This is a genomic window from Parapedobacter luteus (genome assembly GCF_900168055.1).
In the GTDB taxonomy this organism is placed as follows: domain Bacteria; phylum Bacteroidota; class Bacteroidia; order Sphingobacteriales; family Sphingobacteriaceae; genus Parapedobacter; species Parapedobacter luteus.
The window spans coordinates 599,858-626,345 of record NZ_FUYS01000002.1 but is presented as its reverse complement, the minus strand read 5'-3'; the positions used below and the strand labels follow the sequence as shown (position 1 = coordinate 626,345).

At 46.5% G+C, this 26,488-nt stretch carries 26 protein-coding genes; 11 read left to right on the top strand and 15 right to left on the bottom strand.

Features of this window, described 5'->3' with window-relative positions; genetic code table 11:
• Nucleotides 1–2: 2 nt before the first annotated feature.
• The 6 genes from icd (at nt 3) to lysA (ending at nt 7,511) form a co-directional block, all read left to right on the top strand.
• A complete protein-coding gene (gene icd / locus B5X72_RS05960) occupies nt 3–1,295 on the top strand; it encodes an NADP-dependent isocitrate dehydrogenase (protein WP_245826847.1) in 1,293 nt (430 codons plus the stop codon).
• A 41-nt stretch (nt 1,296–1,336) separates the two neighbouring features.
• Nucleotides 1,337–2,707 (top strand): sigma-54-dependent transcriptional regulator, encoded by a 1,371-nt coding sequence (locus B5X72_RS05955; RefSeq protein WP_079715892.1) that lies wholly within the window; start codon nt 1,337–1,339, stop codon nt 2,705–2,707.
• Between the two features lie 145 nt (nt 2,708–2,852).
• Nucleotides 2,853–3,920: a 3-phosphoserine/phosphohydroxythreonine transaminase gene (gene serC, locus B5X72_RS05950; RefSeq protein ID WP_079715891.1), complete on the top strand. Its 1,068-nt coding sequence runs from the start codon at nt 2,853–2,855 to the stop codon at nt 3,918–3,920.
• A gap of 76 nt (nt 3,921–3,996) precedes the next feature.
• The gene (locus B5X72_RS05945; RefSeq protein WP_079715890.1) at nt 3,997–4,944 is read left to right on the top strand and encodes a D-2-hydroxyacid dehydrogenase; all 948 of its coding nucleotides are present in this window, start codon (nt 3,997–3,999) and stop codon (nt 4,942–4,944) included.
• Between the two features lie 63 nt (nt 4,945–5,007).
• The gene (locus B5X72_RS05940; RefSeq protein WP_079715889.1) at nt 5,008–6,321 is read left to right on the top strand and encodes an aspartate kinase; all 1,314 of its coding nucleotides are present in this window, start codon (nt 5,008–5,010) and stop codon (nt 6,319–6,321) included.
• 17 nt (nt 6,322–6,338) lie between these two features.
• Complete coding sequence (lysA, locus tag B5X72_RS05935; protein ID WP_079715888.1) at nt 6,339–7,511, top strand: diaminopimelate decarboxylase; 1,173 nt, start codon at nt 6,339–6,341, stop codon at nt 7,509–7,511.
• 1 nt (nt 7,512) lies between these two features.
• Here the strand turns inward: lysA and B5X72_RS05930 are convergent, their stop codons facing one another.
• The 5 genes from B5X72_RS05930 to rnhA all read right to left on the bottom strand — a co-directional run bounded on the left by B5X72_RS05930 (nt 7,513) and on the right by rnhA (nt 10,690).
• Nucleotides 7,513–8,139: a response regulator transcription factor gene (locus tag B5X72_RS05930; protein ID WP_079715887.1), complete on the bottom strand. Its 627-nt coding sequence runs from the start codon at nt 8,137–8,139 to the stop codon at nt 7,513–7,515.
• Nucleotides 8,140–8,162: 23 nt separating this feature from the next.
• The gene (locus B5X72_RS05925) at nt 8,163–8,921 is read right to left on the bottom strand and encodes a sensor histidine kinase (protein ID WP_079715886.1); all 759 of its coding nucleotides are present in this window, start codon (nt 8,919–8,921) and stop codon (nt 8,163–8,165) included.
• A 37-nt stretch (nt 8,922–8,958) separates the two neighbouring features.
• Entirely contained in the window at nt 8,959–9,546 is a 588-nt protein-coding gene (locus B5X72_RS05920; protein ID WP_139378552.1) for a hypothetical protein, read from the bottom strand.
• 96 nt (nt 9,547–9,642) lie between these two features.
• Nucleotides 9,643–10,149, bottom strand: a complete 507-nt coding sequence (locus B5X72_RS05915) for a hypothetical protein (RefSeq protein WP_079715884.1) — start codon at nt 10,147–10,149, stop codon at nt 9,643–9,645.
• Nucleotides 10,150–10,231: 82 nt separating this feature from the next.
• Complete coding sequence (gene rnhA / locus B5X72_RS05910; RefSeq protein WP_079715883.1) at nt 10,232–10,690, bottom strand: ribonuclease HI; 459 nt, start codon at nt 10,688–10,690, stop codon at nt 10,232–10,234.
• 69 nt (nt 10,691–10,759) lie between these two features.
• Between rnhA and B5X72_RS05905 the strand changes: the two genes are divergently transcribed.
• A complete protein-coding gene (locus B5X72_RS05905) occupies nt 10,760–11,443 on the top strand; it encodes an SIR2 family NAD-dependent protein deacylase (RefSeq protein ID WP_079715882.1) in 684 nt (227 codons plus the stop codon).
• A gap of 4 nt (nt 11,444–11,447) precedes the next feature.
• Here the strand turns inward: B5X72_RS05905 and B5X72_RS05900 are convergent, their stop codons facing one another.
• The 8 genes from B5X72_RS05900 to B5X72_RS05865 form a co-directional block, all read right to left on the bottom strand.
• A complete protein-coding gene (locus B5X72_RS05900) occupies nt 11,448–11,693 on the bottom strand; it encodes a hypothetical protein (protein ID WP_079715881.1) in 246 nt (81 codons plus the stop codon).
• Between the two features lie 9 nt (nt 11,694–11,702).
• Complete coding sequence (gene gdhA / locus B5X72_RS05895) at nt 11,703–13,034, bottom strand: NADP-specific glutamate dehydrogenase (protein WP_079715880.1); 1,332 nt, start codon at nt 13,032–13,034, stop codon at nt 11,703–11,705.
• 202 nt (nt 13,035–13,236) lie between these two features.
• Nucleotides 13,237–14,484 carry a sulfate adenylyltransferase subunit 1 gene (locus B5X72_RS05890; RefSeq protein WP_176146112.1) on the bottom strand — a complete coding sequence of 416 codons (1,248 nt, stop codon included), beginning with the start codon at nt 14,482–14,484 and terminating at the stop codon, nt 13,237–13,239.
• Between the two features lie 45 nt (nt 14,485–14,529).
• Complete coding sequence (gene cysD, locus B5X72_RS05885) at nt 14,530–15,420, bottom strand: sulfate adenylyltransferase subunit CysD (protein WP_079715879.1); 891 nt, start codon at nt 15,418–15,420, stop codon at nt 14,530–14,532.
• A 20-nt stretch (nt 15,421–15,440) separates the two neighbouring features.
• A complete protein-coding gene (locus B5X72_RS05880) occupies nt 15,441–16,148 on the bottom strand; it encodes a phosphoadenylyl-sulfate reductase (RefSeq protein WP_079715878.1) in 708 nt (235 codons plus the stop codon).
• A complete protein-coding gene (locus B5X72_RS05875; RefSeq protein ID WP_079715877.1) occupies nt 16,129–16,731 on the bottom strand; it encodes a precorrin-2 dehydrogenase/sirohydrochlorin ferrochelatase family protein in 603 nt (200 codons plus the stop codon). The genes B5X72_RS05880 and B5X72_RS05875 overlap by 20 nt, the downstream gene beginning before the upstream one ends.
• Before the next feature lie 16 nt (nt 16,732–16,747).
• The gene (gene cobA, locus B5X72_RS05870) at nt 16,748–17,506 is read right to left on the bottom strand and encodes a uroporphyrinogen-III C-methyltransferase (protein WP_079715876.1); all 759 of its coding nucleotides are present in this window, start codon (nt 17,504–17,506) and stop codon (nt 16,748–16,750) included.
• A gap of 35 nt (nt 17,507–17,541) precedes the next feature.
• A complete protein-coding gene (locus tag B5X72_RS05865) occupies nt 17,542–19,650 on the bottom strand; it encodes a HEPN domain-containing protein (protein ID WP_079715875.1) in 2,109 nt (702 codons plus the stop codon).
• 320 nt (nt 19,651–19,970) lie between these two features.
• Here B5X72_RS05865 and B5X72_RS05860 point away from each other — a divergent pair, with 320 nt between their 5' ends.
• The 4 genes from B5X72_RS05860 to B5X72_RS05845 are packed head-to-tail and all read left to right on the top strand — an operon-like array spanning nt 19,971 to nt 23,369.
• On the top strand, nt 19,971–20,882 hold the full coding sequence (locus B5X72_RS05860; protein WP_245826845.1) for a PstS family phosphate ABC transporter substrate-binding protein: 912 nt from the start codon (nt 19,971–19,973) through the stop codon (nt 20,880–20,882).
• Nucleotides 20,863–21,759 (top strand): phosphate ABC transporter permease subunit PstC, encoded by an 897-nt coding sequence (pstC, locus tag B5X72_RS05855; RefSeq protein WP_262497464.1) that lies wholly within the window; start codon nt 20,863–20,865, stop codon nt 21,757–21,759. Before B5X72_RS05860 ends, pstC begins: the two co-directional genes overlap by 20 nt.
• Nucleotides 21,756–22,607, top strand: a complete 852-nt coding sequence (locus tag B5X72_RS05850; RefSeq protein ID WP_139378551.1) for a PstA family ABC transporter permease — start codon at nt 21,756–21,758, stop codon at nt 22,605–22,607. The genes pstC and B5X72_RS05850 overlap by 4 nt, the downstream gene beginning before the upstream one ends.
• Nucleotides 22,608–23,369: a phosphate ABC transporter ATP-binding protein gene (locus B5X72_RS05845; RefSeq protein ID WP_079715872.1), complete on the top strand. Its 762-nt coding sequence runs from the start codon at nt 22,608–22,610 to the stop codon at nt 23,367–23,369.
• A gap of 47 nt (nt 23,370–23,416) precedes the next feature.
• Here the strand turns inward: B5X72_RS05845 and kdsA are convergent, their stop codons facing one another.
• Entirely contained in the window at nt 23,417–24,232 is an 816-nt protein-coding gene (gene kdsA / locus B5X72_RS05840) for a 3-deoxy-8-phosphooctulonate synthase (RefSeq protein ID WP_079715871.1), read from the bottom strand.
• 8 nt (nt 24,233–24,240) lie between these two features.
• Entirely contained in the window at nt 24,241–26,433 is a 2,193-nt protein-coding gene (gene recQ, locus B5X72_RS05835) for a DNA helicase RecQ (protein WP_079715870.1), read from the bottom strand.
• Nucleotides 26,434–26,488 lie beyond the last annotated feature (55 nt).

Here is a 26,488-nt window from a genome sequence, read left to right as displayed (position 1 = left end):
CCATGATGGAACGCAAAATCACACAGAACGCTGATGGGACGCTCCGCGTGCCAGACAAGGTCGTCATACCGTTTATCGTGGGGGATGGCATCGGACCCGATATCTGGCGTGCCGCGGTAAGGGTATTCGATGCTGCCGTGGAAAAAGCTTATCACGGTGTACGCCGCATAACCTGGAAAGAAGTGTTGGCAGGTGAAAAAGCCTTTCAGCTTACGGGCGAATGGTTGCCGCAGGAAACTATCAACTTGCTCCAGGAATACCTGGTAGGTATAAAAGGCCCTTTAACCACGCCAATTGGGGGCGGTATACGTTCGCTCAATGTGGCAATACGAAAAGCGCTAGATCTTTACGTATGCCAACGGCCGACCCGCTGGTTTGAAGGGGTGCCTTCTCCCGTAAGATACCCTGAATATGTGAATATGGTGATCTTCAGGGAGAATACCGAAGATATTTACACCGGAATCGAATTTCCGGCGCACTCGGAAGAAGGAACGCGCCTAAAAGAGTTTCTTCAGCGTGAAATGGCTGTGGATTATGATCTCACGCCCGATACCGCCATTGGGATAAAAACGGTTTCTGAAAACGGTTCAAAGCGATTGGTCAGGGCAGCAATTGAACATGCAATCCGCAACGACCTCCCATCCGTCACTTTGGTTCATAAGGGAAATATTATGAAATATACCGAGGGCACGTTTAAAAGCTGGGGTTATGACGTGGCTGAAACTGAGTTTGCAGCCCGGACTTACACGTGGAGGCAATGGGAAAAAACGAAGGCGGCCAACGGCGAGCATGAAGCCAATGACGAATTGAAGCATGCCGAAAGGAAGGGGAAGGTCATCATAAAAGACATCATCGCCGATAATTTTTTACAGCAAATTTTATTAAATCCAAGAGATTATGCCGTAATTGCTACCTTAAATCTGAACGGTGATTATATTTCGGATGCATTAGCAGCCATCGTGGGAGGAATTGGCATTGCGCCGGGTGCAAACATTAATTATCAAACTGGCCATGCGGTATTTGAAGCGACGCATGGCACCGCCCCCCGCTTTGCGGACACAGATAGCATGAACCCCTCTTCGGTGATACTCAGCGGTGCAATGTTATTCGAATACATCGGCTGGAATGAAGTGGCTTCATTGATTACCGATGCCTTACAGATGACCATATTACAGCAAACGGTCACCGTAGATTTTTTTGATCATATGACAGCGGGAAAGCTACTAAAAACGAGTGAGTTTGCGACAGCAATCATTGATAAAATAAAATTGGGCTTTGACCGTTCGATATACTAAGGTACTAAGACAAGACATTCAACTTTTTAATCATTTGCTCCATGGCCAATATTTTGTTGGTAGAAGATGATACCACATTTGCTGCTATACTTGAAAATTTCTTGAAGAAAAAAGGATTTGAGGTGGTGGTAAAGTATAGCGTAAAAAGTGGCATCGAGGCACTTAAGCACGATTCGTTCCATTTGATCTTATTGGACTACCGATTGGGTGATGGCATCGGGTTAGATGTCGTGGAGGCACTCCACGCAGAAGGAAAGATCATTCCCTCCATAATCATGACCAGCTTCAATGATGTACGGACTGCTGTAAAGGCTATTCGCCAGGGGGTTTTTGACTACATCACCAAGCCGGTCAACCCTGACGAACTGCTGATGGTGGTAAATGAGGCGCTGGAAGGCAAATCCACTGAAAAAGAACCTGCTGTTATGCGAAGCCGGATAGCAGGCATCACCGGCAATACGATGGCCGATTTCGTGGAAGGCACCAGCGCTGCCGCCCGAAAACTCCATGAATACATTGCCCTGGTGGCACCAACCGATATGTCTGTACTGATTCGTGGGGAAAGTGGTACTGGGAAAGAATATGTAGCACGGTCCATTCACCAACGGAGCATGAGGGCCGACAAGCCGTTTATCTCCATTGATTGTGGCACGCTTTCCAAAGAACTGGCTTCCAGCGAACTTTTTGGTCACATTAAGGGATCGTTTACCGGTGCGCTGAATGACAAAACTGGCCAGTTTGTGGAGGCGTCAGGAGGCACACTGTTTCTAGACGAAATAGGCAATCTGTCCTATGATGTACAGGTCAAGTTGCTTCGCGCTCTCCAAGAAAAGGTTATACAGCCGGTGGGCGCAAATAAAACAATCAATGTAGACGTCCGGGTTATAGCGGCAACGAATGAAGACTTGCTCGGTTCAGGCAAATTCCGGGAAGATCTGTACCACCGGATCAATGAATTTGAAATTATTGTCCCCGCCCTTCGGGATCGCCGGGCTGATTTTCAGCAATTTGTGGACTTTTTTATCAAAAAAGCAAATGAAGAGCTTGGCAGGGGGGTGGTGGAACTGTCTGAAGAAGTGAAGGATATTTTTCATAATTACGATTGGCCCGGAAACCTCCGGGAATTAAAAAATGTGATTAAACGCATGGTGCTGCTTTCGCCAGGAGCGAAAGCAGAAGTAGCTGCACTGCCCGAAGAAATGGTATTCGCCATAAAAAATCCGGCTGTATCAACGGAGACGATACCTACAACCGACACCCCGGACCTCCGCTTACATAGCGAAGCACACGAGCGCAAATTAATTTTGGATGTACTGCAGAAAGCGAAATACAACAAAAGCAAAGCTGCCCAGATGCTCAATATCGACCGCAAAACCTTGTATAACAAGATGGAAAAGTATGGAATCGAATAATGCCGTGTGATGGTGTAGATTCGGTCATACGGTTCAGCCTTGTTGAATTATTCGCAATTATTCCAAGAATATATTGAATGAATTTCAATAAATAATTATTATTTTTGCGGCCAATTAAATAAGAAACCTTTCAATTTAGCTAAAAATGAAACATAATTTTGGAGCGGGACCATGCATATTGCCGCAGGAGGTTTTCCAAGAGGCCTCCCAGGCAATATTGAACTTCAACGATACCGGATTATCCATTTTGGAAATATCACATCGCAGCAAGGAATTTGAAGCCGTGGTAGCCGAAACCGAACGGTTGGTGCGCGAACTGCTTGCTGTACCGCAAGGCTACTCCATCCTTTTTTTGCAGGGAGGAGCGAGCATGCAATTTGCTATGGTGCCGCTAAACCTGTTGCCTGAAGGAGGCAAGGCGGCTTATTTGGATACCGGAACTTGGGCAAGTAAGGCTATTAAAGAGGCAAAAAAGGTAGGTGATGTTGCTGTTGTCGCCTCGTCAGCAGATGCTAATTACAACTACATTCCCAAGGCGTACGGGATACCCGTCGATGCCGCTTATTTTCACTATACGTCGAACAACACAATTTTCGGAACGGAAATTTTCGAAACACCAATAAGTACGGCACCGCTCGTATGTGATATGTCTTCGGATATCCTTAGCCGGAAAATAAACGTCGCCGACTATGGCCTCATTTATGCAGGTGCCCAGAAAAATATGGGACCGGCAGGGGTGACCCTAGTGATCGTGAAAGACGACTTGTTGGGTAAAACAGGGCGTACCTTACCGACTATTTTTGATTACCAACCTCATATCGCTGCGGGCTCCATGTATAATACGCCCCCCGTATTCTCGATTTATGTATCTATGCTCAACCTGCGTTGGCTGAAAAGCAAGGGAGGGGTCGAAGTGATCGAACAGGAGAACATCATTAAGGCACGTACGCTTTATGACGAAATTGACCGGAATCCGTTGTTCAGGGGAACGGCTGTACCGGAAGATCGCTCACGGATGAATGTCACGTTTGTAATGGAGGACAAGGTACATGAAGACGCATTCTTAGCGTTGGCTAAAGAACGCGGCTTAGTAGGGCTTAAAGGTCACCGGAGCGTTGGCGGTTTCCGGGCTTCCATATACAACGCGTTGAGTATCACTGGTGTTAATGCACTGGTCGATGCCATGCAGGAATTTGAAGAAAAAAATAAATAGTTGTAACTGTAAGCTATCGCCCGCCGCTTATCGTAGGCAGGCGAGCTTCGTCGCGGATAAAAAAGCAAATATATAGATGAAAATACTAGCAAACGACGGAATAGATCCCCTTGGCAAGCTACTGCTTGAAAAGGCAGGGTTCACCGTAGATACGAATCATATACCACAAAAGGAGCTCCCTTTAAAACTACCTGCATACGACGCTATTACGGTACGCAGTGCAACGAAAGTGCGCCAAGCGCTAATTGATGTGTGTCCAAACCTGAAATTGATCGGAAGGGGAGGAGTAGGGATGGACAATATCGATGTCGATTATGCCCTTGCCAAGGGAATTGCCGTGGTGAATACGCCAGCGGCCTCCTCATTGTCCGTGGCCGAATTGGTGTTTGCGCATTTATTGGGCGGTGTGCGGTTCCTTTATGATGCACAGCGCAAAATGCCTCTTGAGGGAGATACCAATTTTGGTGGGCTTAAAAAGGCGTATGCGAAAGGTGTCGAACTGCGCGGAAAAACGTTGGGTATCGTTGGGTTCGGACGAATCGGCAAAGAGACAGCCAAGGTCGGACTGGGATTGGGAATGGACGTGATGGTAAGTGACCTGTTTGAAGTTCCTGCGGCGCTCCCGCTAACCTTGTCTGGAGGCATTACCGTGGACGTGCCTATCAAACAGGTTGCACTTGCCGAGTTATTGCAAAATGCTGATTTCATTTCATTGCATGTGCCCTTCACCGATAAACCGATTATTGGAAAGGACGAATTTGAGCTGTTGAAGCCCGGGGTCGGCCTTGTCAATGCTTCACGCGGCGGTGTGATCGACGAGTTGGCACTTATCGATGCGCTCAATAGTGGAAAAGTAGCCTTTGCAGGCTTGGATGTGTTCGAAAACGAGCCCACACCCCGTAAGGAATTATTGACAAATCCCCGGGTATCGCTGACCCCCCATATCGGGGCAGCAACTAATGAGGCGCAGGAGCGTATTGGCGAGGAATTGGCCAACTTAATCATCCAGACCCTAAAAAAATAATTTCAAAGCGTTATGGTGGCATGAAGGGGCATTTAGCTATCTTTGTGCCTTTATTTTTTTATAATGAAAGTATTAAAATTCGGAGGAACATCTGTAGGGAGCGCCGAGCGCATGAAGGCACTCCTTGATATCATCGATACGCGGGAACGCCAAATCGTTGTGCTGTCGGCTGTTGCTGGCACCACCAATGCCTTGGTCGAAATAGCCCAAGCTTTCACAGCAGGCGATAAGAGTCAGGCCGCAGCGCTTATCCATGAACTCCGCAATAAATACAGTGCATTGATTTCCGAGCTTTTTACTACGGAAGAAGGGCTTCAAAACGGGAAAGAACTAATCGAATATCACTTTAACCTTATCGATTCTTTTTCCAGCCATCTGTTTACTCCCATTGAGGAGAAAATTATTCTGGCACAAGGCGAATTGATCTCGACGACACTTTTCCATTTTTACCTGACTGAACTCGGGATACGGTCAAAATTATTGCCGGCATTAGACTTCATGAAAATCGATGAAGACAACGAGCCGAGAATAGATTTCATCCGAGAGCAGTTGAACGAACTGTTACTCCAATCAAACGACCACAATTTCTTTATCACACAGGGCTATATATGCAGAAACTCTTTTGGCGAAATTGATAATCTCCGTAGGGGAGGGAGTGACTATACTGCTTCGCTTATAGGGGCGGCTATTCGTGCCGACGAAATCCAGATTTGGACAGATATCGATGGTATGCATAACAACGATCCCCGTATCGTGAAGGGGACCCAGCCGATTGCTAATCTCAGTTTTGATGAGGCCGCGGAGCTAGCTTACTTCGGAGCGAAGATATTGCATCCGCAGAGTGTCTTCCCCGCCCAACGTTATAATGTGCCGGTACGGTTATTGAATACCATGCAGCCACAGGCCCCGGGAACACTGATTAACAAGGAAGGTGCCGCAAAAGGTGTGGTGCGATCCGTCGCGGCGAAGGATGGTATTACGGCTATCCGTATCCATTCGTCGAGAATGTTACTCGCCTATGGCTTTTTACGCAGGGTCTTCGAAGTGTTCGAACGTTATAAAACGCCTATTGACATGATCACGACATCAGAAGTGGCCATATCACTGACGATAGACGATACCAAATACTTGACGGAGATTGAAAACGAACTTAAGGACTTCGGTTCGGTGGAAGTAGACAAGGACCAGACGATTGTATGCGTAGTCGGTGATTTCGGATTAGACACCCACGGCTACGCCTCGCGGGTGCTGGACGCCGTGAAACACATCCCCATTCGCATGATTTCTTATGGGGGAAGTAACTATAACATATCCATGCTGCTGCAAACAGCACACAAAGTTGAGGCTTTGCGGTCATTACACAACCGACTTTTTTAATTTACCAATGATCAATTATGTTTGACGCACAACGTATTGTTGCTTTTTCCCAGCAGGAAACCCCTTTTTATTTTTATGATTTAGCATTGTTGCAGCAGACGTTAGACGCTGCTAAACAAGCTGCCGATATCCACAATTTTCACGTGCATTATGCGCTTAAAGCGAATTTCAATCACAGGCTGTTGAACGCTATTTGCAAAGCCGGATTCGGAGCCGATTGTGTGAGTGGAAACGAAGTAAAAAAAGCCGTTGAAATTGGCTTCAGATCGACCGACATCGTGTTTGCCGGCGTCGGCAAATCTGATAGGGAAATCAAGTATGCGCTGACCCAGGACATTTTTAGCTTCAATGTCGAATCGGTTCAGGAGTTGTTGGTTATTGATGGGTTGGCGGCGGATCAAGGGAAAAAAGCACGTGTAGCCCTCCGTATCAATCCGAATGTGGATGCCCAAACGCACCATTATATCACTACGGGCTTAGATGAAAATAAATTTGGTATTGCACAGTGGGAACTGCCCGAAGCCATCGAAACACTGAGGCAATGCCAACACATCGAGCTGATAGGCATACATTTCCATATTGGATCCCAGATTACTGATCTCAACGTGTTTAAGAGCCTTTGTGTAAAAGTTAATGAACTTAACAATTGGTTTGACGAACGTGGCTTCCGTCTGCGTGTGCTTAACGTGGGAGGCGGACTTGGTGTCGATTATCACCAACCTGACGCTTCATTGGTTCCGGATTTTCTTGGATATTTCTCGGTTTTTGCCAACTTTCTTGAACGCAAGCCCGGTCAGGAGGTTCATTTTGAGTTGGGCAGGGCATTGGTATCACAGTGTGGTAGCTTAGTCAGCCGGGTGCTGTATGTGAAAAATGGAATCAAGAAAAATTTTCTAATTCTGGATGCAGGTATGACCGAATTGATGCGGCCGGTGTTATATCAGGCATATCATCGCATCGAACGGCTCGACCAAACCGAGTCGGAGACGGAAATGCTGCATTACGATGTTGTTGGGCCGATTTGCGAAAGTAGCGACTGTTTTGGCAAGGAAGTGCTGCTTCCAAAATCAGAACGCGGAGACCTGATAGTCATACGCACGGCAGGTGCTTACGGTGAGGTCATGGCCTCGCACTATAACCTACGAAACGAAATACGGTACGTGTACAGCGACGACATTCAGCAATCCTGATCTACCCATTGATTAGTGTCAGCATTTCTGCGGTATTGCGTACATCCAGCTTGTGCAGGATATTTTTACGGTGTGTCATCACGGTATGGATGGATAAAAATAGAATATCCGCAATCTCCTGATTTGTATGCCCGTTGCTTACCAGCTTAATGATTTCGAGTTCGCGTTTGGAAAGCTTGAACTTATTCAAGAATTTATCTTCGAACAGCGCGTTTGCCACTATCGAGTTAGACTTGTCGGCTCGGTCATAATCATACCGATTCTCGCCGTTATGGATTGCTTTAATGGTATCGATGAGATGCTGTGCATTGGAATCTTTGCGTAAATATCCGTTGATATCCAATTCCCTGCACGTTGCATAAACATGCTCGTCGGCATACATGCTCAAAACAACGATTTTACTGGGGGTTTGATTTCTTTTCAAGGCGCGAATGGTATCAGGTCCGTTTAAGATCGGCATGTTTAAATCAATCAACACCACGTCGACGGTATGCGTTTCCAGAAAGTCTATAAGCTCTTTTCCATTGGTGCAGATCTTAGTTACCGTCAAACTCGGATCGGATTGCAAAATGGATGCAACACCTTCTGACATTAGCTTGTGATCATCAGCTATCGCAATCGTTATCATTGCTAAAAGACTATGGAAAGCAGTTACCCTTGCGGAATACGGAGTGTTATATTGGTTCCATTGCCGGGTGCAGAATTTATCCGGATATCTCCGCCGATGAGCTTCAAGCGATCATAGATATTAATGAATCCCGTTCCATTGCGAACAGTACTTGTCTCAAAGCCGACGCCGTCGTCAATAATGGATAATACACAACTTCCTTTTTCCGCCACTAACTTAACAAATATATGTTTAGCTTCCGCATGTTTTAAGATATTATTGATGCATTCCTGAAAAATGCGACTTATCATCACACGGTTCTGGATACTTGGAAGCTCGCATATCCCCTCGCTCTCGAATGATGTTTGCATCGTACCCGCCTTATGTACTTTATTAAGTTCCTGTTCGATAAAGTCGCCTAGCGAATATTGCTCGACACGATTGATATTAAGATCGTGGGACAAGACACGGATATCTGTAATAGCTTGGTCAATTAATTGAGTAACGGCTGTCTTTTGCTGCGTTTCCGGATGAGTAAGATACAGTTTGATCAAGGATAGAAGCTGGCCAACATTGTCATGGAGTTCCTGACCTACGTATTTCAACGTTTCTTCACGTATTTCCACTTTGGCTTTCAATGCAGCCTGCTCGTATTGCGCGATTAAGCGCTGGCGCTCCTCGATGGACCTGATTTTCCGCTTTTGATAAAAGATGACCATCATAAACATAAAAACGCCAATCAACGCGAGCATCAAACTTCCAAACAGGAATGCGATGATGATTTCATTACTGGAAGCGTCCATGTTTTCAGGTATTATCCCGTTTTATCAACGTATTTATTTATGCGGTTGGCTCCTTGTGTTCAGCTTTATGTAACATCATGCCGACAACATACATGGCGTAAAGCAAAAAACCGAATATTCTTGTCATCAACGGACCTATGATCGGATTGCTGGCGACTAAATAATCCCAAATAATGATGGTCAGTGTACTACAAAGGTAAAAGAAAAAGATGGCAGTGACAATCCAGAATGTGGCACTCCGGGTAGGGTTTACTTCATTTTCCGCGGCCGATGAGGTCAACATTTCATGAAAATAAAGCAACGAATAAATCACCAACGAAACGGCCAAGGCTGTACGGGAGTAAGTCATCAATGCGAAAAAGCCTTGAATAAAAGCCAGATTGATAACATAGAATAGCAAGTTTATTACGGTGGTGGAAACGATAAACTTCCGTTTTGCCGGATGTTTGACGATGTCATAGAACAAAGCACTAAAATATGCGATGTTGACTGGCATCGTGAGGTTGAATATAAAATAATTTGGTTCATGCTGAGTGAATACAAACGAATACAGCGCCGCCGCCAACTGGTAGAGGAATTGGAAAAGCAGGAAAAAGGAGAAAAATTTCAGGACGGAGGATCCCAAAATTTTTCTCTTATAGAAACTAAGAATTGCCGCCAATAAAACTAAGGACAATAAAGCGATGGTGATTGTATTCATCGATGTCTGGGGCACATAACCTTAAAGCAGCATGCCTTCCGACGGGGGCGGCGGACACATGTTTAAATCATCCGCTGGTAGGCCTGCATTCGTTGAACTGAGGGGCATTACTATCGGTCCGGCTTTTTCGTCAGATTTAACGGCAGTCTCGTCTTCCTTGGGGATATTTAAACAATCAACACTGTTTTCCATCGTTGGATCTTTCGGATCCTTGGATTTGGTAGCTACCATGACAAGCGTTTGTGCCAACTTATATTCTTGGTTCTTAAGCTTGGAATCCGGGTAATCATCCGCGACTGCGTAATAGAAGCGGATACCGTCTGCATTATTGATTTCCAGAAGCTCAAGGATGGCTTCCTTACTCACCCAAACGCAACGTGGTTCGTCTACCTTTCGGCCAAGGATTTTGCTGCGTTCCTTTGCTGCGGGTTGTCGTCTTTGGACGTCATAGGCATCAACCATTTCCTTGGCTAACTTGACTGAAATGAGGGTAAGTTTGCTTTTTTTTCGGCTGTTTGCATCTTCCATAATAAAGGTCTTTTATGTTTGCACTTAGATTCACAAACATCAAAAAAAAGACCATCAACGGCAATACACCAAAATGGGTATTTTATACATTGCCCGATTCGAAAACGGCATCTATTTTCCAGTTCAAGGAATTAAGCGAAGCTTGTACGGCAAGTTGGTCGCACCGTTCGTTCTCAGCATGACCCGCATGACCTTTTACCCAAACGAAGCGTACCTTATGTACTTTATAAACCTTGAGGAAACGCATCCACAAATCTTTGTTCTTCTTGCCTGCAAATCCTTTTCTTACCCATCCGTGCACCCAGCCTTTTTCTACCGCATCAATGACATATTTCGAATCCGAATAAACAACGACATCTTGCCCCGGCTTCTTAAGTGCCTCCAAGCCCGTTATGACAGCCAAGAGTTCCATGCGGTTGTTGGTGGTCTTTCGGAAGCCTTCTGATATTTCTTTATAATGAGGACCTGAGCGTAGGATAACTCCGTATCCGCCAGGACCGGGATTGCCGCTTGACGCGCCATCGGTATATAATTCAATCATGGCCAGCAAAGGTAGTTATTCGGAGGGAAACCCTTGCGAAAAAATAGCAGGTTGCCTAAGTTTGCACAAATGAAACACATCGTAGTATTTACCGGAGCTGGCATTTCCGCGGAAAGCGGGTTAAAAACTTTTAGGGGCGAAGACGGCCTGTGGGAAGGTTATAGGGTGGAGGATGTAGCCACGCCAGAAGCTTGGGCAAAAGACCCGGAAATGGTACAGCATTTTTACAATATCCGTCGCAAGGCCGTATTAGAAGCGGAACCAAATGCTGCACACCGCGCCTTGGTAACGTTGGAGGAAACCAATCGGGTAAGTATTATTACACAAAATATCGATGATCTGCACGAACGTGCGGGCTCAAGTACTGTACTGCACCTCCACGGACTTATTACACGTTCGCAGTCGAGTATCAATCCTAAGCTGACTTATCCGATAACGGGAAGCAAACTTCACATGGGAGACCGTTGCGAATTAGGAAGCCAGTTGCGACCGCACGTTGTTTGGTTCGGGGAACCGGTGCCTGCAATGGGGGAAGCTATCCGTATTTGCCAGACAGCAGATATATTCATCATAATTGGTACTTCACTCCAAGTTTATCCAGCTGCCGGCTTATTAAACGAGGTGCCAGCAACCGCGACGAAATATTTTGTTGACCAGCAGGCGTCGGAATTACTTAAGCGGACCGACGTTATCTGTGTTGATGAAAAAGCTACCGTTGGTGTGCCGTGGATCGTCGCACAGCTGACCACCTAAATCACTATTCATGCCGGTCGTAGGCACTGATAAATGACTTGCGCATGTCATTAAAACGCTCTGCAACAGAATGGCTAAATTCATCATCAATAAGCTGGAATACACCATCGACGCCGTTTGTGATCGCTGATTCGGCGATTTTGTAAACTTGTTCAAGTGAGCCCTGCTCAAACTTAATGATGAATTTCTGATTCATCGCGAAAATCGTAATCTTAAAGTCAGGGTGGGGGAGTTCGGCTACCGTTCTCATGCGTTTATTTTATACTAAGCCTTGCGATTTCATGGCTTCCGCAACTTTGATAAAACCGCCAATATTGGCGCCTTTCAGGTAATTGATCTTGCCATGTTTGTTTTTGCCGTAATGCACACAAGTGTCATGGATGTCATGCATAATCTTTTTGAGCTGATTATCCACGGCGTCTGCAGGCCACTGCTGACCAAGCCGATTCTGCGACATTTCAAGCCCTGATACCGCCACACCGCCTGCATTAGCAGCTTTACCCGGTGCATAAAGCATGTCCGACCTCAAAACAGCTTCTACAGCTTCTGCCGTGCAAGGCATATTTGCGCCTTCCGCTATACAGATGCAACCGTTTTTTAGCAGCAGCTCGGCATCCTGCTCGTTTAGCTCATTTTCGGTGGCGCAGGGGAGGGCGATATCGCACGTAAATTGCCAAGGTTTTTTACCCGCATGATATTCGCCAGCATAGCGTGCAGTATACGCTTCAAGGTTACGATTCAACGAATTCACGTAATCCAGCTTCTCCAGCGTAAATCCACTTTCATCATAGATTGTCCCGTTACTGTTCGAAATGGTAACCACTTTAGCGCCAAGCGCTATTGCTTTCAAAGCTGCATAATAAGCTACGTTACCGGCGCCGGAGATAGCCACCTTTTTTCCTTTCAATGAGTCACCATTTTCATAAAGCATTCGCTCGACAAAGTACAGTAATCCAAATCCAGTGGCTTCGGGCCGCATAAAGCTACCGCCCCAGGCCGGACCTTTGCCCGTTAAGACACCAGTAAAGTTGTTCTGGAGACGTTTATACTGGCCAAACAAATAACCGATTTCGCGTTGGCCGACACCAATATCACCCGCGGGCACGTCCGTGTCTGAACCGATATGCCGATAAAGTTCGGTCATAAAGCTTTGACAAAAACGCATAATTTCGTTGTCCGATCTGCCTTTGGGGTTGAAATCTGCGCCACCTTTGCCTGCACCAAGGGGCAACCCGGTGAGACTATTCTTGAATATTTGCTCAAATGCTAAAAATTTTAAGACACTTAGGTTAACCGTTGGAGCAAATCGTAGTCCGCCTTTATACGGACCAAGCGCACTGTTCATCTGTACACGATAACCCCGGTTTATTTGCACCTGCTGATTATCGTCAAGCCAGACAACCCGGAATGAAATTGTTCGCTCCGGCTCAACCATTCGTTCCAGCAATTTCAAATTGATAAGCTCAGGTGCATGTTCGTTGATGTAAGGAATGACATCGCTTGAGACTTCCTTGACGGCTTGTATAAATTCAGCTTGGTTTGGATTGCGTGCAGCTACGTAATCAATAAACGATTGGAAATATTCTGACATGTAAATTTAATATAGTGTCTGGAGCCACAAATTTAAAAATTTTTAATAATGATTGTGTTCTGTAAACTAATTTTTAAATGGGTCGGGCTATTTTTGGAAAGTCACTAAGTTGAGTAAATTATATAATTGATGTTATGTTAAATAGTGTTCGCCTCATCAACCCATTAGACCGTCCAAGCTGCATGAACGGCTACTGTACGAGTTAGTCCAGTTTTGTAATCATTAATGCAGCTACGGTCAAATTATTACGCGAATCGATAAGGATGGCACCGCCGTTGGCTTTGTTTGCCGTGTATGGATCCATGGCTAATGGATCCGCCGATTTGAACTGTATTTTACCGATATCATTTAGTCCGAATTCACTGCCAGACGATTTTTCCAGCGTTTGCATATCGATGCGATAAATAACATCTTGTACTTTCACTTTAGTTGTTTTGCCGTGATGTTGTAATAAGTAAATTTGGCTTGGGTCAAGCGATTTGGCATCCATCCAACAAATTTCGGCTTCGAATTGTCGGGATACCGCTGGCTGTTCACCTTGTTTTACCAGGATGTCGCCACGGCTGATATCGATATCGTCCGTCAAGTGGATGACCACAGAGGCGCCATTTTCGGCGACATTCAGGTCATCCGAGGCCAATTCGATGCGCTTGATGACACTGCCGAAGCCCGATGGCATCGCGACCACGGGATCCCCTACCCGGAATGAACCGCCGATAACCCGTCCCGCATATCCGCGGTAGTCGTGCAATTCATCTGTCTGGGGTCTGATGACCCACTGCACGGGGAATCTCGCCTTTGCGGTTTCCACGGCTTGGCTGATCGGTATGGTTTCCAGGAATCTGAGCAATGGTGATCCTGTAAACCACGGCATATTGGCTGACCGATTGACGATATTATCACCTTTTAACGCGCTTACCGGAATATAGTCGACTTGCCGGATGTTCAGGCTTTCGGTTAGCCGTTCGTAATCATCCTTCACTTTATCGAAGACCGAATGGTCGTAGTCTACCATATCCATCTTATTGACGCAAACCAATACATTTGGAATAGCCAACAACGATACGATGAACGAATGCCTTCGCGTCTGCTCGACCACCCCTTTCCGGGCGTCAATCAAGATAATGGCTAAGTCGGCATTAGAGGCACCTGTTACCATGTTTCTTGTATATTGAATGTGCCCGGGAGTATCGGCTATGATAAATTTCCGTTCCTCGGTCTGAAAATATTTATAGGCTACATCAATAGTGATACCCTGCTCGCGCTCGGCTTTCAGCCCATCGGTTAGTATGGCTAAATCCAATGTACCGTCATTGTTCTTGCGATTGGCACGTCGGATGGCTTCGAGTTGGTCATCCAGCACGGAATTGGTATCGTACAACAACCTTCCGATCAGGGTACTTTTCCCGTCGTCCACACTGCCCGCGGTGAAGAATTTGAGTATATCCATTTATTATTCAGGTTATGATTTCAGTCTTTCCTTGTGTTATTTGTCTTAAAAATACCCACTTTTCTTGCGGTCTTCCATGGCCGCTTCCGAAACCTTGTCATCCATCCGTGCTCCGCGTTCGCTGATGTTCGACAGACGAATCTCATCGATGATATCGTCGATGTGGTAAGCCTCAGACGGCACAGCTGCCGTGCAGGTCATATCCCCCACGGTACGGAAGCGCACCTTGCGGTACTCCACAACATCTTCATGGTCAATATTCAAGAATTCGGAGGCAGCCATCAACTGGCCATTCCGAGTAATCACGTCTCGTTCATGTGAAAAATAGATCGACGGAAGCTTAATGCCCTCCCTGCGAATGTAATTCCACACATCCAGCTCAGTCCAGTTGCTGATGGGAAATACCCGCACGTTTTCGCCCTTCTGGATCCGTCCGTTGTATATGTTCCAAAGTTCGGGACGTTGGCGCTTCGGATCCCATTGTCCGAATTCGTCGCGCACGGAAAATATCCGTTCTTTGGCTCGTGCTTTCTCCTCATCCCTTCTGGCACCGCCGATACAAGCGTCAAAGCCGTGCTCGGCAATCGTGTCGAGGAGGGTCACCGTTTGCAGGGCATTGCGGCTGGCATGCTTGCCCTTTTGCTCAACTACCTTACCGGCGTCTATGCTGTCTTGTACATAGCCCACAATCAGTTTTTCGCCCAAACCTGCGACTAATTGGTCACGGAAGGCTATGGTTTCTGGAAAGTTATGTCCGGTATCAATATGCACCAATGGAAAGGGAAATTTGCCGGGGCGGAAGGCTTTCTCAGCGAGGTGAACCAATGTAATTGAATCCTTTCCACCTGAAAACAATAATGCAGGCTTTTCAAATTGGCCTGCCACTTCCCGTAGGATGTAAATAGCCTCTGCCTCTAACTGATCTAAATAATCCATACTTTTCTCTATTTTTCAAACTATGAGCTCGTTGCGTGCAATCCACACTCCTTTTTACTTTTGTCTTCCCACCACCAACGCCCGGCCCTGAAATCTTCTCCCGCTCGTACTGCACGGGTGCACGGTGCACAACCGATACTAGGGAATCCCTTGTCGTGAAGAGGATTATAGGGAATATTTTGGTTTTTGACAAACTGCCATACATCGTCAAGTGACCAGGTGTAGATTGGATGAAATTTAATAAGTTGATTGGTGTTATCCCACTCTACTTGTGACATGCCCTGCCTGTTGTCCGATTGGTCGGCCCTGATTCCCGTAATCCAGCATGCTGCGCCTTCGAGGGCCCGCTGTAATGGCTCAATCTTGCGAATCCGGCAACATTCCTTCCGGTTTTCGATGGATTCATAAAAGCTTGACGGCCCCTTTTGGCTGATTAATCGCTGCACTGCGCAAGTATCCGGAAAATAAGCTTCTATCTCTGCGGCATATGTTTCTAAGGTTCGGTTCCATACGTAGTAGGTTTCCGGAAATAGCCGACCGGTCTCAAGGGTGAAAACTCGGATGGGTAAATTATTGCTAAAAATAAAATGAGCAATAACCTGATCCTCAATACCAAAACTAGTGGAAAACACAACCTTTCCTGGAAATCGTTCGGTCAATATAGCCAACGCCTCCACTACGTGCCTATCGGCCAAACTTCTCTTTATTTCATCTACCAGTGTTTCCATGCGTCCGTTTTGACATCAGCAACGAAGCAGTGTGGGCGTTCAGTTCCCTCACTTTATCCGTAAAATCCCCTTTTAATAAATCGCGCAATTCACTCATGTATTGGAGCGTTTCGTCAATTTCATCGGGAATCGATTCATCCAATAACTCCTTGATGCGTTTGGCCATTGTGGGTGATTTGCCATTGGTGGATATACCTAGCTTGAGATTCCCCTTCTTGACGATTGAACCCAGGTAAAAGTCACATAGATCCGGTTTGTCCGCAACATTGATCAGAAGGTGCCGCTTACGGCTTTCCTGGCGGATATGAGCATTTAAAAAAGGGTTATTTGATGCCACGACCACCAAATCCGCATTATCCAAATCCGTATCGTCAAAAGCCCGTTCGAATACCTGAACCGAAGGATAGTCGCGTACAAATGCACGAACTTCAGGTATTAAGCGTTTCGCAACCACGGTAACGGACGCCTGTGGGCTGTTCCGGAGCAAGGCGGTAAGCTTTTCAAGTGCTACACCGCCCCCGCCGACAAGGAGTGTTCGTAAGTGATTCAATTGCAGAAAGATCGGGAATAACTGATTGTCCATTCTTGTTTTCTGTTATTTATATTGCCACCGCACGCCGTTGGCGTGATGTAAACCGTTCGTGTTTACCCACCACCTCTCCTATTATAATCACCGCGGGAGCCCCTATTTGTTGATCGCCGGCTTCAGCTTCAATGGTGTCCATTGTTCCTAATGCGATTTTTTCATCGGGCAAGGAACCATTCTGGATAATCGCCACGGGAAGATTACCTCTTCCCTCCTGCCTGTAGATTTCGGTGATCTCGGTTAACTTATTTAATCCCATCAGTACGACCACCGTCGCATCTGTCTTGGCAGCGGTATAAATATCCTTGGCTATTACACCTGTCGTCGTAGAGCCGGTGATTACCCAAAAACTCTCACTCACCCCCCTGTAGGTTAGCGGAATGCCCTGTAGCCCCGCTAAGGCTATGGAACTGGATATGCCTGGCACGACGGCGGTAGGTATAAAGTGTTTAGCTGCATATTCCAGCTCTTCCCCGCCTCTGCCAAATACGAACGGATCACCCCCTTTGAGACGCACGACGTGACCTTGGGACCGTGCGTAGGCAACCATCATTTCGTTAATTTCCTGTTGGCTGTACGCGTGGCGATTTGCCCGTTTGCCCACATATACCCGTAGTGCATGCGCTGGCGCATAGGTCAACAGTTCGTCATTTATCAATGCATCATAAAGGACCACGTTGGCCATAGCCAATGCCTTCAAGCCTTTGAGGCTAATCAAATCGGCATCGCCGGGCCCTGCCCCTACCAACGTTATTTTCGGGTAAAGTTTCATATGTCTGTCCGTTGGATATGATAGTCTTCAGGCCGTTAGACGTTGATCATGTCTTTGGCCTTTCGCTTTGCCTTCGTTGTTTCAAAGAAATCGATCGCCGCCGCCAAGTAATAGCTGGCAAAAGTTTCGGAAGGCTCATGTTTATTAATTTGCAAGACGTGTTCGGCAAAACCACCCGAAACAGTAAACTCCCCGGTTTCGACAAAGTGATTGTCGAAGTCCTTAAGAATGGCATGCTGCGAGCTGCTGTTGACCCCTTTATCGAGTAATAATGCCTTCGCGACGCTGACAAACACGCTATAGGCGTGGTATATGGCATCGGCATATCCCCCCGTTCGGTAACTTTCGTTCGCCCAGTCCAGCTTTTCCTCGGCCTCAAACAGCAAAGTAGCGACCAAATCGATTACTACACCCGCGCATTCGCCAACACCGATTGCCGTTTGAAATGTTTCTTCGTGGCCCCAATCCACAAACTCGTCATCCGTCAATGTGGTCAAATCGGCCAACGGCTTAAGTAAACGGTAGAAATAATCCTTGGTTTGCCGATCGTAGTAATCGTGAAATAGTTCGCCCTCCATGGCATAGGACGCATAGTCGTCTAAGATCAATCGTAAAACGTCGGTGACCCGTTTGGAAGGAACCTTGATTACGCGATCCGCCACCCTGCCGAGGCCATCGCCGAGTGTACCTCCACCCATCATAACCTGTGCTGCGGGGACCACCTTGCCGGCAGCTTTTAACGAACTGCCATGAAACCCGATGTGCGCCAATCCGTGCTGTCCACAAGAGTTCATGCAGCCACTGATTTTTATCTTTAGTTCGCGGTTGTAGACCAGATCTGCATACGCCTCGTAAATCAACTGTTCGAGCACCCGCGCCATCTCTGTGCTATTTGAAATCCCCAAATTACAGGTGTCCGTACCGGGACAGGTTGTCACGTCCGCCACGCTGTCGAAACCCGGCGCCGCAAGCCCGAGGCTGTTCAATATGTTAAAGACATGAGGCAATGACTGCTTCCTGACAAATTTAAATAGTAAGCCCTGATTTTGCGTGATGCGTATTTCATCGGCGATATGACCCTTTACGCCTTCGACGAGTTTACGGACCTTGGTCGTGCTGAGGTCGCCTGTCGGTACTTTCACATAGACTGCATAGAACCCTTCCTGTTTTTGGGGGAACACGTTGGTTTTTTCCCATACCTCGTAACGAAACAGGTCTATCGGCAGTTCCGCAACGACTGGGGATACCTCAGGCGGCTCCGGTTGGGGCACTGCATTTCGATCGACCATAAACGACTTCACTTTATTTGCTGTATGTTCTTCGTCAACCAATCGCAGCACTTCCTCAAGTCCTATTTTTTGAACAAGAAACTTAAATCGGGCTTTATTCCGGTTATTGCGTTCGCCATAACGGTCAAACACACGAATGACGCTTTCTGTATAAGGGATGAGTTGGTCCTCAGGCAAAAAGTCATGAACCACATGGGCAATCATCGGCTGTGCACCCAATCCGCCACCCAGCATGACCTTGAAACCTCGTTCATCAATGCCTGCTACGGTGCGGACTTTGGGAATGAAACCCAAATCATGGACATAACTGAACGCGGTATCCCGTTCACTGGATGAAAAAGCGACCTTAAATTTGCGCCCCATTTCCTGGCAAATCGGATTCCGGAGGAAGTAGGAAAACAAAGCTTGCGCATACGGCGATACGTCAAATGGCTCTTCCGGATCAATCCCCGCATTGGGCGACGCGGTCACATTCCGGACCGTATTGCCGCACGCCTCCCGCAAGGTAATATCGTCTTGCGCAAGTTTAGTCCACAATTCAGGTGTTTTGGCTAAGCTAACATAATGGATTTGGATATCCTGCCGGGTGGTCAAGTGCAAATTACTGCTCGCGTATTCATCCGATATATCAGCTATCCGAAGCAACTGCTTGAATGTTACTTTGCCAAATGGCAGCTTAATACGGACCATCTGCACACCGGGCTGCCGCTGGCCGTATACGCCTCTCGCCAGCCGGAGACTGCGGAACTTCTCTTCTGCAATCTTGCCTTCCTGGTACTCCCTGATTTTACGTTCGAGTTCGATAATCTCCTTTTCTACTATCGGGTTCTCGAGTTCTGTCCTAAAACTCTGCATGATGTTGTTTAGTTTTTAAGAACTACCTACACGGAGGGCCTTGTTTATACGTTGCACGATTTGCGCCATTTCAGACCATGCTTCGATGTGTATAGCCCACGCAGGCAAATATACGTAAAGTATATAGAATAAGTAGTATAATTTTTATTCAACAACTAAAATTTACTGAATTATATAATGTCTACCTATTTTGTATATATTTGCCATCTCGAGTTTATGACGATATGAGGATTGACGGCATACGGTATTTATCACTTCGTATTTTAACAGTCATTTTTATCAGTGTACAGTGTGGCTGTGCTCCTAAAAATTCATCCAGTTTGGACGGCGGAAAGGAGCTGCGGGGAGCGATCAGTATATCGGGCGCCTTTGCGCTCTATCCCCTTGTCGTATTATGGAGCGAACAATTCAAGGAGGTGCATCCTAATGTTCGCTTTAACATCTCTGCCGGGGGCGCCGGCAAAGGTATCGCTGATGCATTAAGTGGAATGGTAGACATCGGGTTAGTATCACGCGACATTCACCAGCAGGAATATGCGCGTGGCGCTTATGTCATCAATGTGGCGAAAGATGCAGTTGTTGGGACGTTCAGCGAGCACAATCCTAATCGGAATGCCATCTTGGAACGTGGATTAAAGCAACGGGAGTTGAGTGAGGTATTCGTAAAAGGCAACCGTTTAAAATGGAGTCAGTTGGATCCCACATTTTCTCCTGAGGACTTGCATGTATATGTCCGATCGGACGCTGCGGGCGCCGCAGAGACCTGGGCAGCGTTCTTAGGGAGCTCGCAGGAAGAACTCAAAGGAGTGGGTATTTTCGGGGATCCTGGCATTGCGCAGGCTATCCAAAAAAATCCATTAGCCGTAGGGTTCAACAACATCAACTACGTTTATGATTTAAAAACACGGCAACAGACGGCGGGTATCCGGGTCATCCCGATAGATTTAAACGGAGACGGCAGGATTTCATCGGAGGAAAATTTCTATGATACCATCGATAGCCTTACCCAAGCAGTCGCACTCGGCCGGTATCCATCGCCTCCGTCGCGCAATCTCTCATTTCTGTTGAAGGGCAAACCGGATGATGCTGTGGTGATTGAATTTATCAAATTCGTGTTGACTAAGGAGTCGCAGGCGATTCTGCTGGAAAACGGTTATATCCCACTACATGAAGAGCTGCTAAAGGAAGAACTTGCTAAACTAAATCGATATTGTGAACTGGAGGATTATTAAAGATAAATTGATAGCCAACACGATGCTTATCCTATCAATTGCGTCGGTATCCTTTGTGTTTTTGATTGGCATTGGTTTATATTGGCGGGCCGCGCCTTTATTCGAAGAACAAACCCTGCTATCGCTCTTCAGTGCCAGTGAGTGGGCTCCCTCCAAAGGCCAGTTTGGTTTTTACCCATTTATCATGGGTACATTGTGGGTTACACTGATTGCCATCGTAGTCGCGCTGCCTTTATGCTTACTTACTGCAATTTATCTTACTGAGTATGCCAAACCAGGTGTGCGTAGTGTTATCCTGCCGTTGGTCAATATCCTTGCAGGGATTCCTCCTGTGATTTATGGAGTATGGGGTATATTTTTTGTGGTACCCATCGTCCGTGAGTATATCGCCCCTCAGTTTACCGATTACTCAAGCGGTTATACGGTATTTACGGGCGGCGTGGTGTTGGCGGTGATGATATTTCCCATTCTGGTCAGCATTGTTTCTGAAGTGTTACGCACCATTCCTAAAGAACTCAAGGATGCATCCCTTTCTTTGGGGGCTACTAAATGGGAAACCATTAAAAAAGTCGTGCTTAAGCGGGCGTTATCTGGAATTGTTGCGGCAACCGTATTGGCAGTATCGCGAGCATTCGGTGAAACCATTGCCGTACTAATGGTCTGCGGGAATGTGCCGATTGCACCTACATCTGTTTTTGACGGCGGGTATCCCCTACCTGCACTTATTGCGAATAATTTTGGCGAAATGATGTCCATTCCGTTGTATGATTCCGCATTGATGTTTGCGGCGTTGCTGTTATTTGTTATCATCTTTTTGTTTAATCTCGTTTCGCGCATTGTTCTTCATCGTGTTGAATCAAAATACAGCGCCTCATGAGTATCAAAAAAAGAAAAGCTGAAGAAACCGTTTTTAAGGTATTGATGGTAGGCGCTTGTACCGTAGTCAGTTCCAGCTTGTTTTTAATTGTTGGTACTATTGTGATCAAAGGATTGCCCTATCTTACTTGGGATATGGTATCTAAAGCCCCACAAGGCGGCTTTTATATAGGCAAAGAAGGCGGCGTGCTCAATGCAATCATCGGCTCGCTCTACTTGGCAGGAGGCGCCACCATATTGGGGCTGCTAGTCAGCATCCCGATTTCCATTTATCTGAATATCTACCTAAAGAGCGGAAGCTTATTGAACAAATCAGCCAAACTAGCCTATGATGTTCTGTTTGGCATCCCTTCTATCGTATATGGCGCTTTCGCCTTCAGTATTATGATTTGGCTGGGCGTTCGCGCTTCGTTGCTTGGCGGTGTCATTGCTGTCACGTTACTGATTATTCCTATTTTGGTACGTACGCTGGATGAGGTCATTACTACCGTACCCAAGGAACTTAAACATGCTGCGCTATCCTTGGGGGCTACGCGATGGGAAGCTGCCAAGGTGATCCTTCGTCAAATCAAACCTGGCATTTATACAGCTATCCTCCTTGCTTTTGGCCGCGGCATTGGCGACGTAGCTTCGGTACTCTTTACAGCAGGCTTCAGCGACAACATTCCGAAATACTTGGATGAACCCGCGGCTACGTTGCCCTTAGCAATATTTTTCCAATTGGGAAGCCCCATACCCGAGGTGCAGGGCCGTGCATATGCCTCCGCACTTATCCTTACTGTGATTATTTTAGCTATTGTTGTCGCTTCACATTTTCTTGCAGCAAAACAGACTAAACACAAAATATAGATGACGCAACATCCGCTCATACGTGTCAGGGATTTGAATGTTCACATTGGTGGCCATCATATTCTTAAACATATCAATATCAATATTCCCGATAAAAGCGTGACGTCGATTATCGGCCCTTCGGGATGTGGCAAAACTACGTTGTTGAAGACCTTTAATCGATTGCTGGATGATACAGCCGAGGTAAGGGTAACCGGAAGTGTATTGGTAGACGAGGAAGATATTTATGCATCCGGTGCCGAAGTGACGCATATCCGTAAGAAAATGGGGCTCCTGTCACAACGCCCTTATCCGTTACCTATGTCTATCTATGACAATGTCGCCTATGGACCAAGAATACACGGTATACGAAAAAAAACGGATTTGGACGACATCGTCGAAAAGCAGCTGAAAGACACCGGGCTTTGGGAAGAAGTAAAGGACCGCTTGCACACCTCTGCGGCCAAACTTTCTATTGGCCAACAACAACGGCTTTGCCTCGCCAGGGGGCTGGCTGTTGAGCCTGAAATCATCCTCGGCGACGAATCTACATCGGCGCTTGATCCCATTTCAACGCATAAGATAGAAGACCTGTTCGTACGGCTAAAAGAACAATATACCATCGTGTTGGTGACCCATATTTTGCGTCAAGCCCGACGGATATCGGATTACATCGTTTTTGTATACATGGGGGAAATTGTCGAGTTCGGACCTACGGAAGAGCTGTTGCTCAACCCCAAGGAGGAATTAACCAAGCAATATGTAAAAGGTTTTATTAGTTAATCTTCCACGCGGCATTGAACACGTACAGGCGCCGCATGTGGGATAGCTTATTGTATGGCGGCCCGTAGTTTCACCAATTTTTGTAGCAAGCCTTCCAACAAATCCAAGTGCAGCATATTCGCGCCGTCTGATTTCGCGTTGGCTGGGTCTGGGTGTGTCTCAATAAATAATCCGTCTGCCCCTACCGCGATAGCCGCCTTGGCAATGGTTTCAATAAGTGCCGGCTTTCCTCCGGTCACGCCGGACGCTTGATTGGGTTGTTGTAACGAGTGTGTACAATCCATTACTACCGGCACGCCAAAGCTCTTCATCTCGGGGATCCCCCTGAAATCTACGATTAAGTCTTGATAACCAAACGTATTGCCCCTGTCCGTGAGAATTACATTATCGTTGCCTCCATCCTTTACCTTGTCTACTGCAAACCGCATGGCCCCCGCCGAAAGGAACTGGCCTTTTTTTATGTTGACCGTTTTGCCCGTTTTTGCCGCAGCGATGAGCAAATCGGTTTGCCGGCAAAGGAATGCCGGTATTTGTAATACATCCACATACTCGGCGGCCATTTCCGCTTCACCGCTTTCATGTATATCGGTTATCGTCGGCACACCGAAAGTCGTTCCTACCTTGCGCAATATCTTCAGCGCCTTTTCGTCGCCAATACCGGTAAACGAATCTACCCGCGAGCGGTTTGCCTTACGATAAGAGCCCTTGAAAACATAAGGAATGGCCAGTTTGTCTGTAATCGCGACGATTCGTTCAGCAATCCGCAGCGTAATCTCTTCACCTTCGACGGCGCAGGGACCGGCCATCAGGAAAAAATTAGTAGAATCGGCATGTTTAATGCCCGGAATATTGTGTAGTGTCATTTTCTAAATCAATTCCCCAATTCGGACATAAACTTGATGCGCATTAATTGGATCTCTTCATACGTATAATCTTCCGGTCCTAAGTCACGGAGTGCCTGATCTATGGAGTCCACTTCCGCGCTTCGAAAGTAATCAAATACCTCATCCTGCCGTTCTTCATCGATGATTTCGTCGACAAAATAGCCCAGATTGAGTTTGGTACCTGAGTTGACGATAGACTCCACCTCTTTCAACAGATCTTCATAGCTAATGCCCTTCGAGTGCGCGATGTCTTCAAGGCCTATCTTGCGATCGATGTTCTGGATAATGGATACCTTCAATGCCGACTTGTTCGCCGTGCCTTTAATCACCAAATCCTGTGGGCGATCGATTTCGTTCTCCTCTACGTATTGCTTGATGAGCTCCACAAACTGAGCGCCGAATTTCATTGCTTTTCCCGCTCCAACGCCATGGATTTGCTTTAGCTCATCAATGGTCACAGGATAGTGGGTACACATTTCATCCAATGATGGATCCTGGAAAACAACAAATGGAGGTAAGCCCTTTTGTTTCGCTATCTTTTTTCGGAGATCCTTCAGCATTTTTAGCAACTGCGTGTCTACGGCTCCCCCACTTTGCTGTACAGTGTCATCAACGCCGTCTTCTGACGCCGCTTCCATCGGTTTGTTCAGGATAAATTTGATGCCATAAGGATTTTCGATATATCGTTTACCTGATTCGGTCAGCATCAATAACCCGTAATGGTCGATGTCCTTTGCTAAAAAATTGTTCAACACCGCCTGCCTGATCAACGACTTCCAATAAATAACCCCGTGTTCTTTTCCACTTCCGAACAACGGATGTGTATCATGTTTGTAAGAAGAAATCGGTTGATTGTTTTGGCCCATGAAAACGTTGATGATGTGGTGGTCGTCAAACTTCTCGCCTTGCTGTTGAATAAATTTCAGCACATTTAACAACGATTCTTCCGCATCAAACTGAACCTGTTGCGAGCTACAATTATCACACATGCTGTTACAGCCCGTCTCGTCAAAGTTTTCGCCGAAATAGTGGAGGATCTGTTTTCGCCGGCATACTGAAGACTCCGAATAATCGATGACTTCTTTTAGGATTTGCGTACCTATCTCACGTTCGGAGACCGGTTTGTCTTTCATGAATTTGGTCAGCTTCTCGATATCCTTCTCAGAATAAAATGCCAGGCAGTGCCCTTCTCCGCCGTCACGCCCTGCCCTGCCAGTTTCCTGGTAATAGCCTTCCATGCTCTTGGGAATATCATGGTGGATGACATAACGCACATCCGGTTTGTCAATACCCATACCGAAGGCTATTGTCGCTACAATAACCTCGACATCCTCCATGAGGAACTTGTCTTGCGTATCAGCTCTTGTTTTGGCGTCCAATCCGGCATGATAAGGCAGTGCCTTGATGCCGTTGATATTTAACACCTCGGCAATTTCTTCAACCTTCTTGCGGCTTAAACAATAAATAATGCCCGATTTCCCTGAATTATTTTTAATAAACCTAACGATTTCCTTGACGACATTGCGTTTTGGTCGCACCTCATAGTAGAGATTTGGCCTGTTGAATGACGACTTAAATAACGTCGCTTCATTCATTTGCAGATTTTTACGGATGTCCGACTGCACTTTAGGTGTAGCTGTAGCCGTAAGTGCTATCACAGGGATGTCATTGCCTATGGAGTTAATCACCGACCGAATTTTGCGGTATTCCGGCCGGAAGTCATGCCCCCATTCTGATATACAATGCGCTTCATCAACAGCTACAAACGACACTGTGATAAGCTTTAGGAATTCTACGTTCTCTGATTTGGCTAATGATTCGGGTGCGACATAAAGCAGCTTGGTTTTACCCGTAATAACATCTTGCCTTACGCGCATGACATCACTTTTATTCAAGGACGAGTTCAGAAAATGGGCGATGCTGTCATCGCCACCAAAGGATCGGAGCTGGTCCACTTGATTTTTCATTAACGCAATAAGCGGAGAGATAACAATGGCTGTGCCTTCACTCATCAGTGCTGGCAGTTGATAGCAAATGGACTTTCCCCCTCCGGTAGGCATGATCACGAAGGTGTCCCTTTTCTGCAAAATATTGGTGATTATTGCTTCCTGATCGCCTTTAAATGTATCAAAACCAAAAAATTCCTGTAAATTGTCAAATAATCTTTTCTCTATTTCCATTGCGCCTCTCGCAAAAATTTAGATAGACTGATAACCAAAGAATGCCCAAAATAAC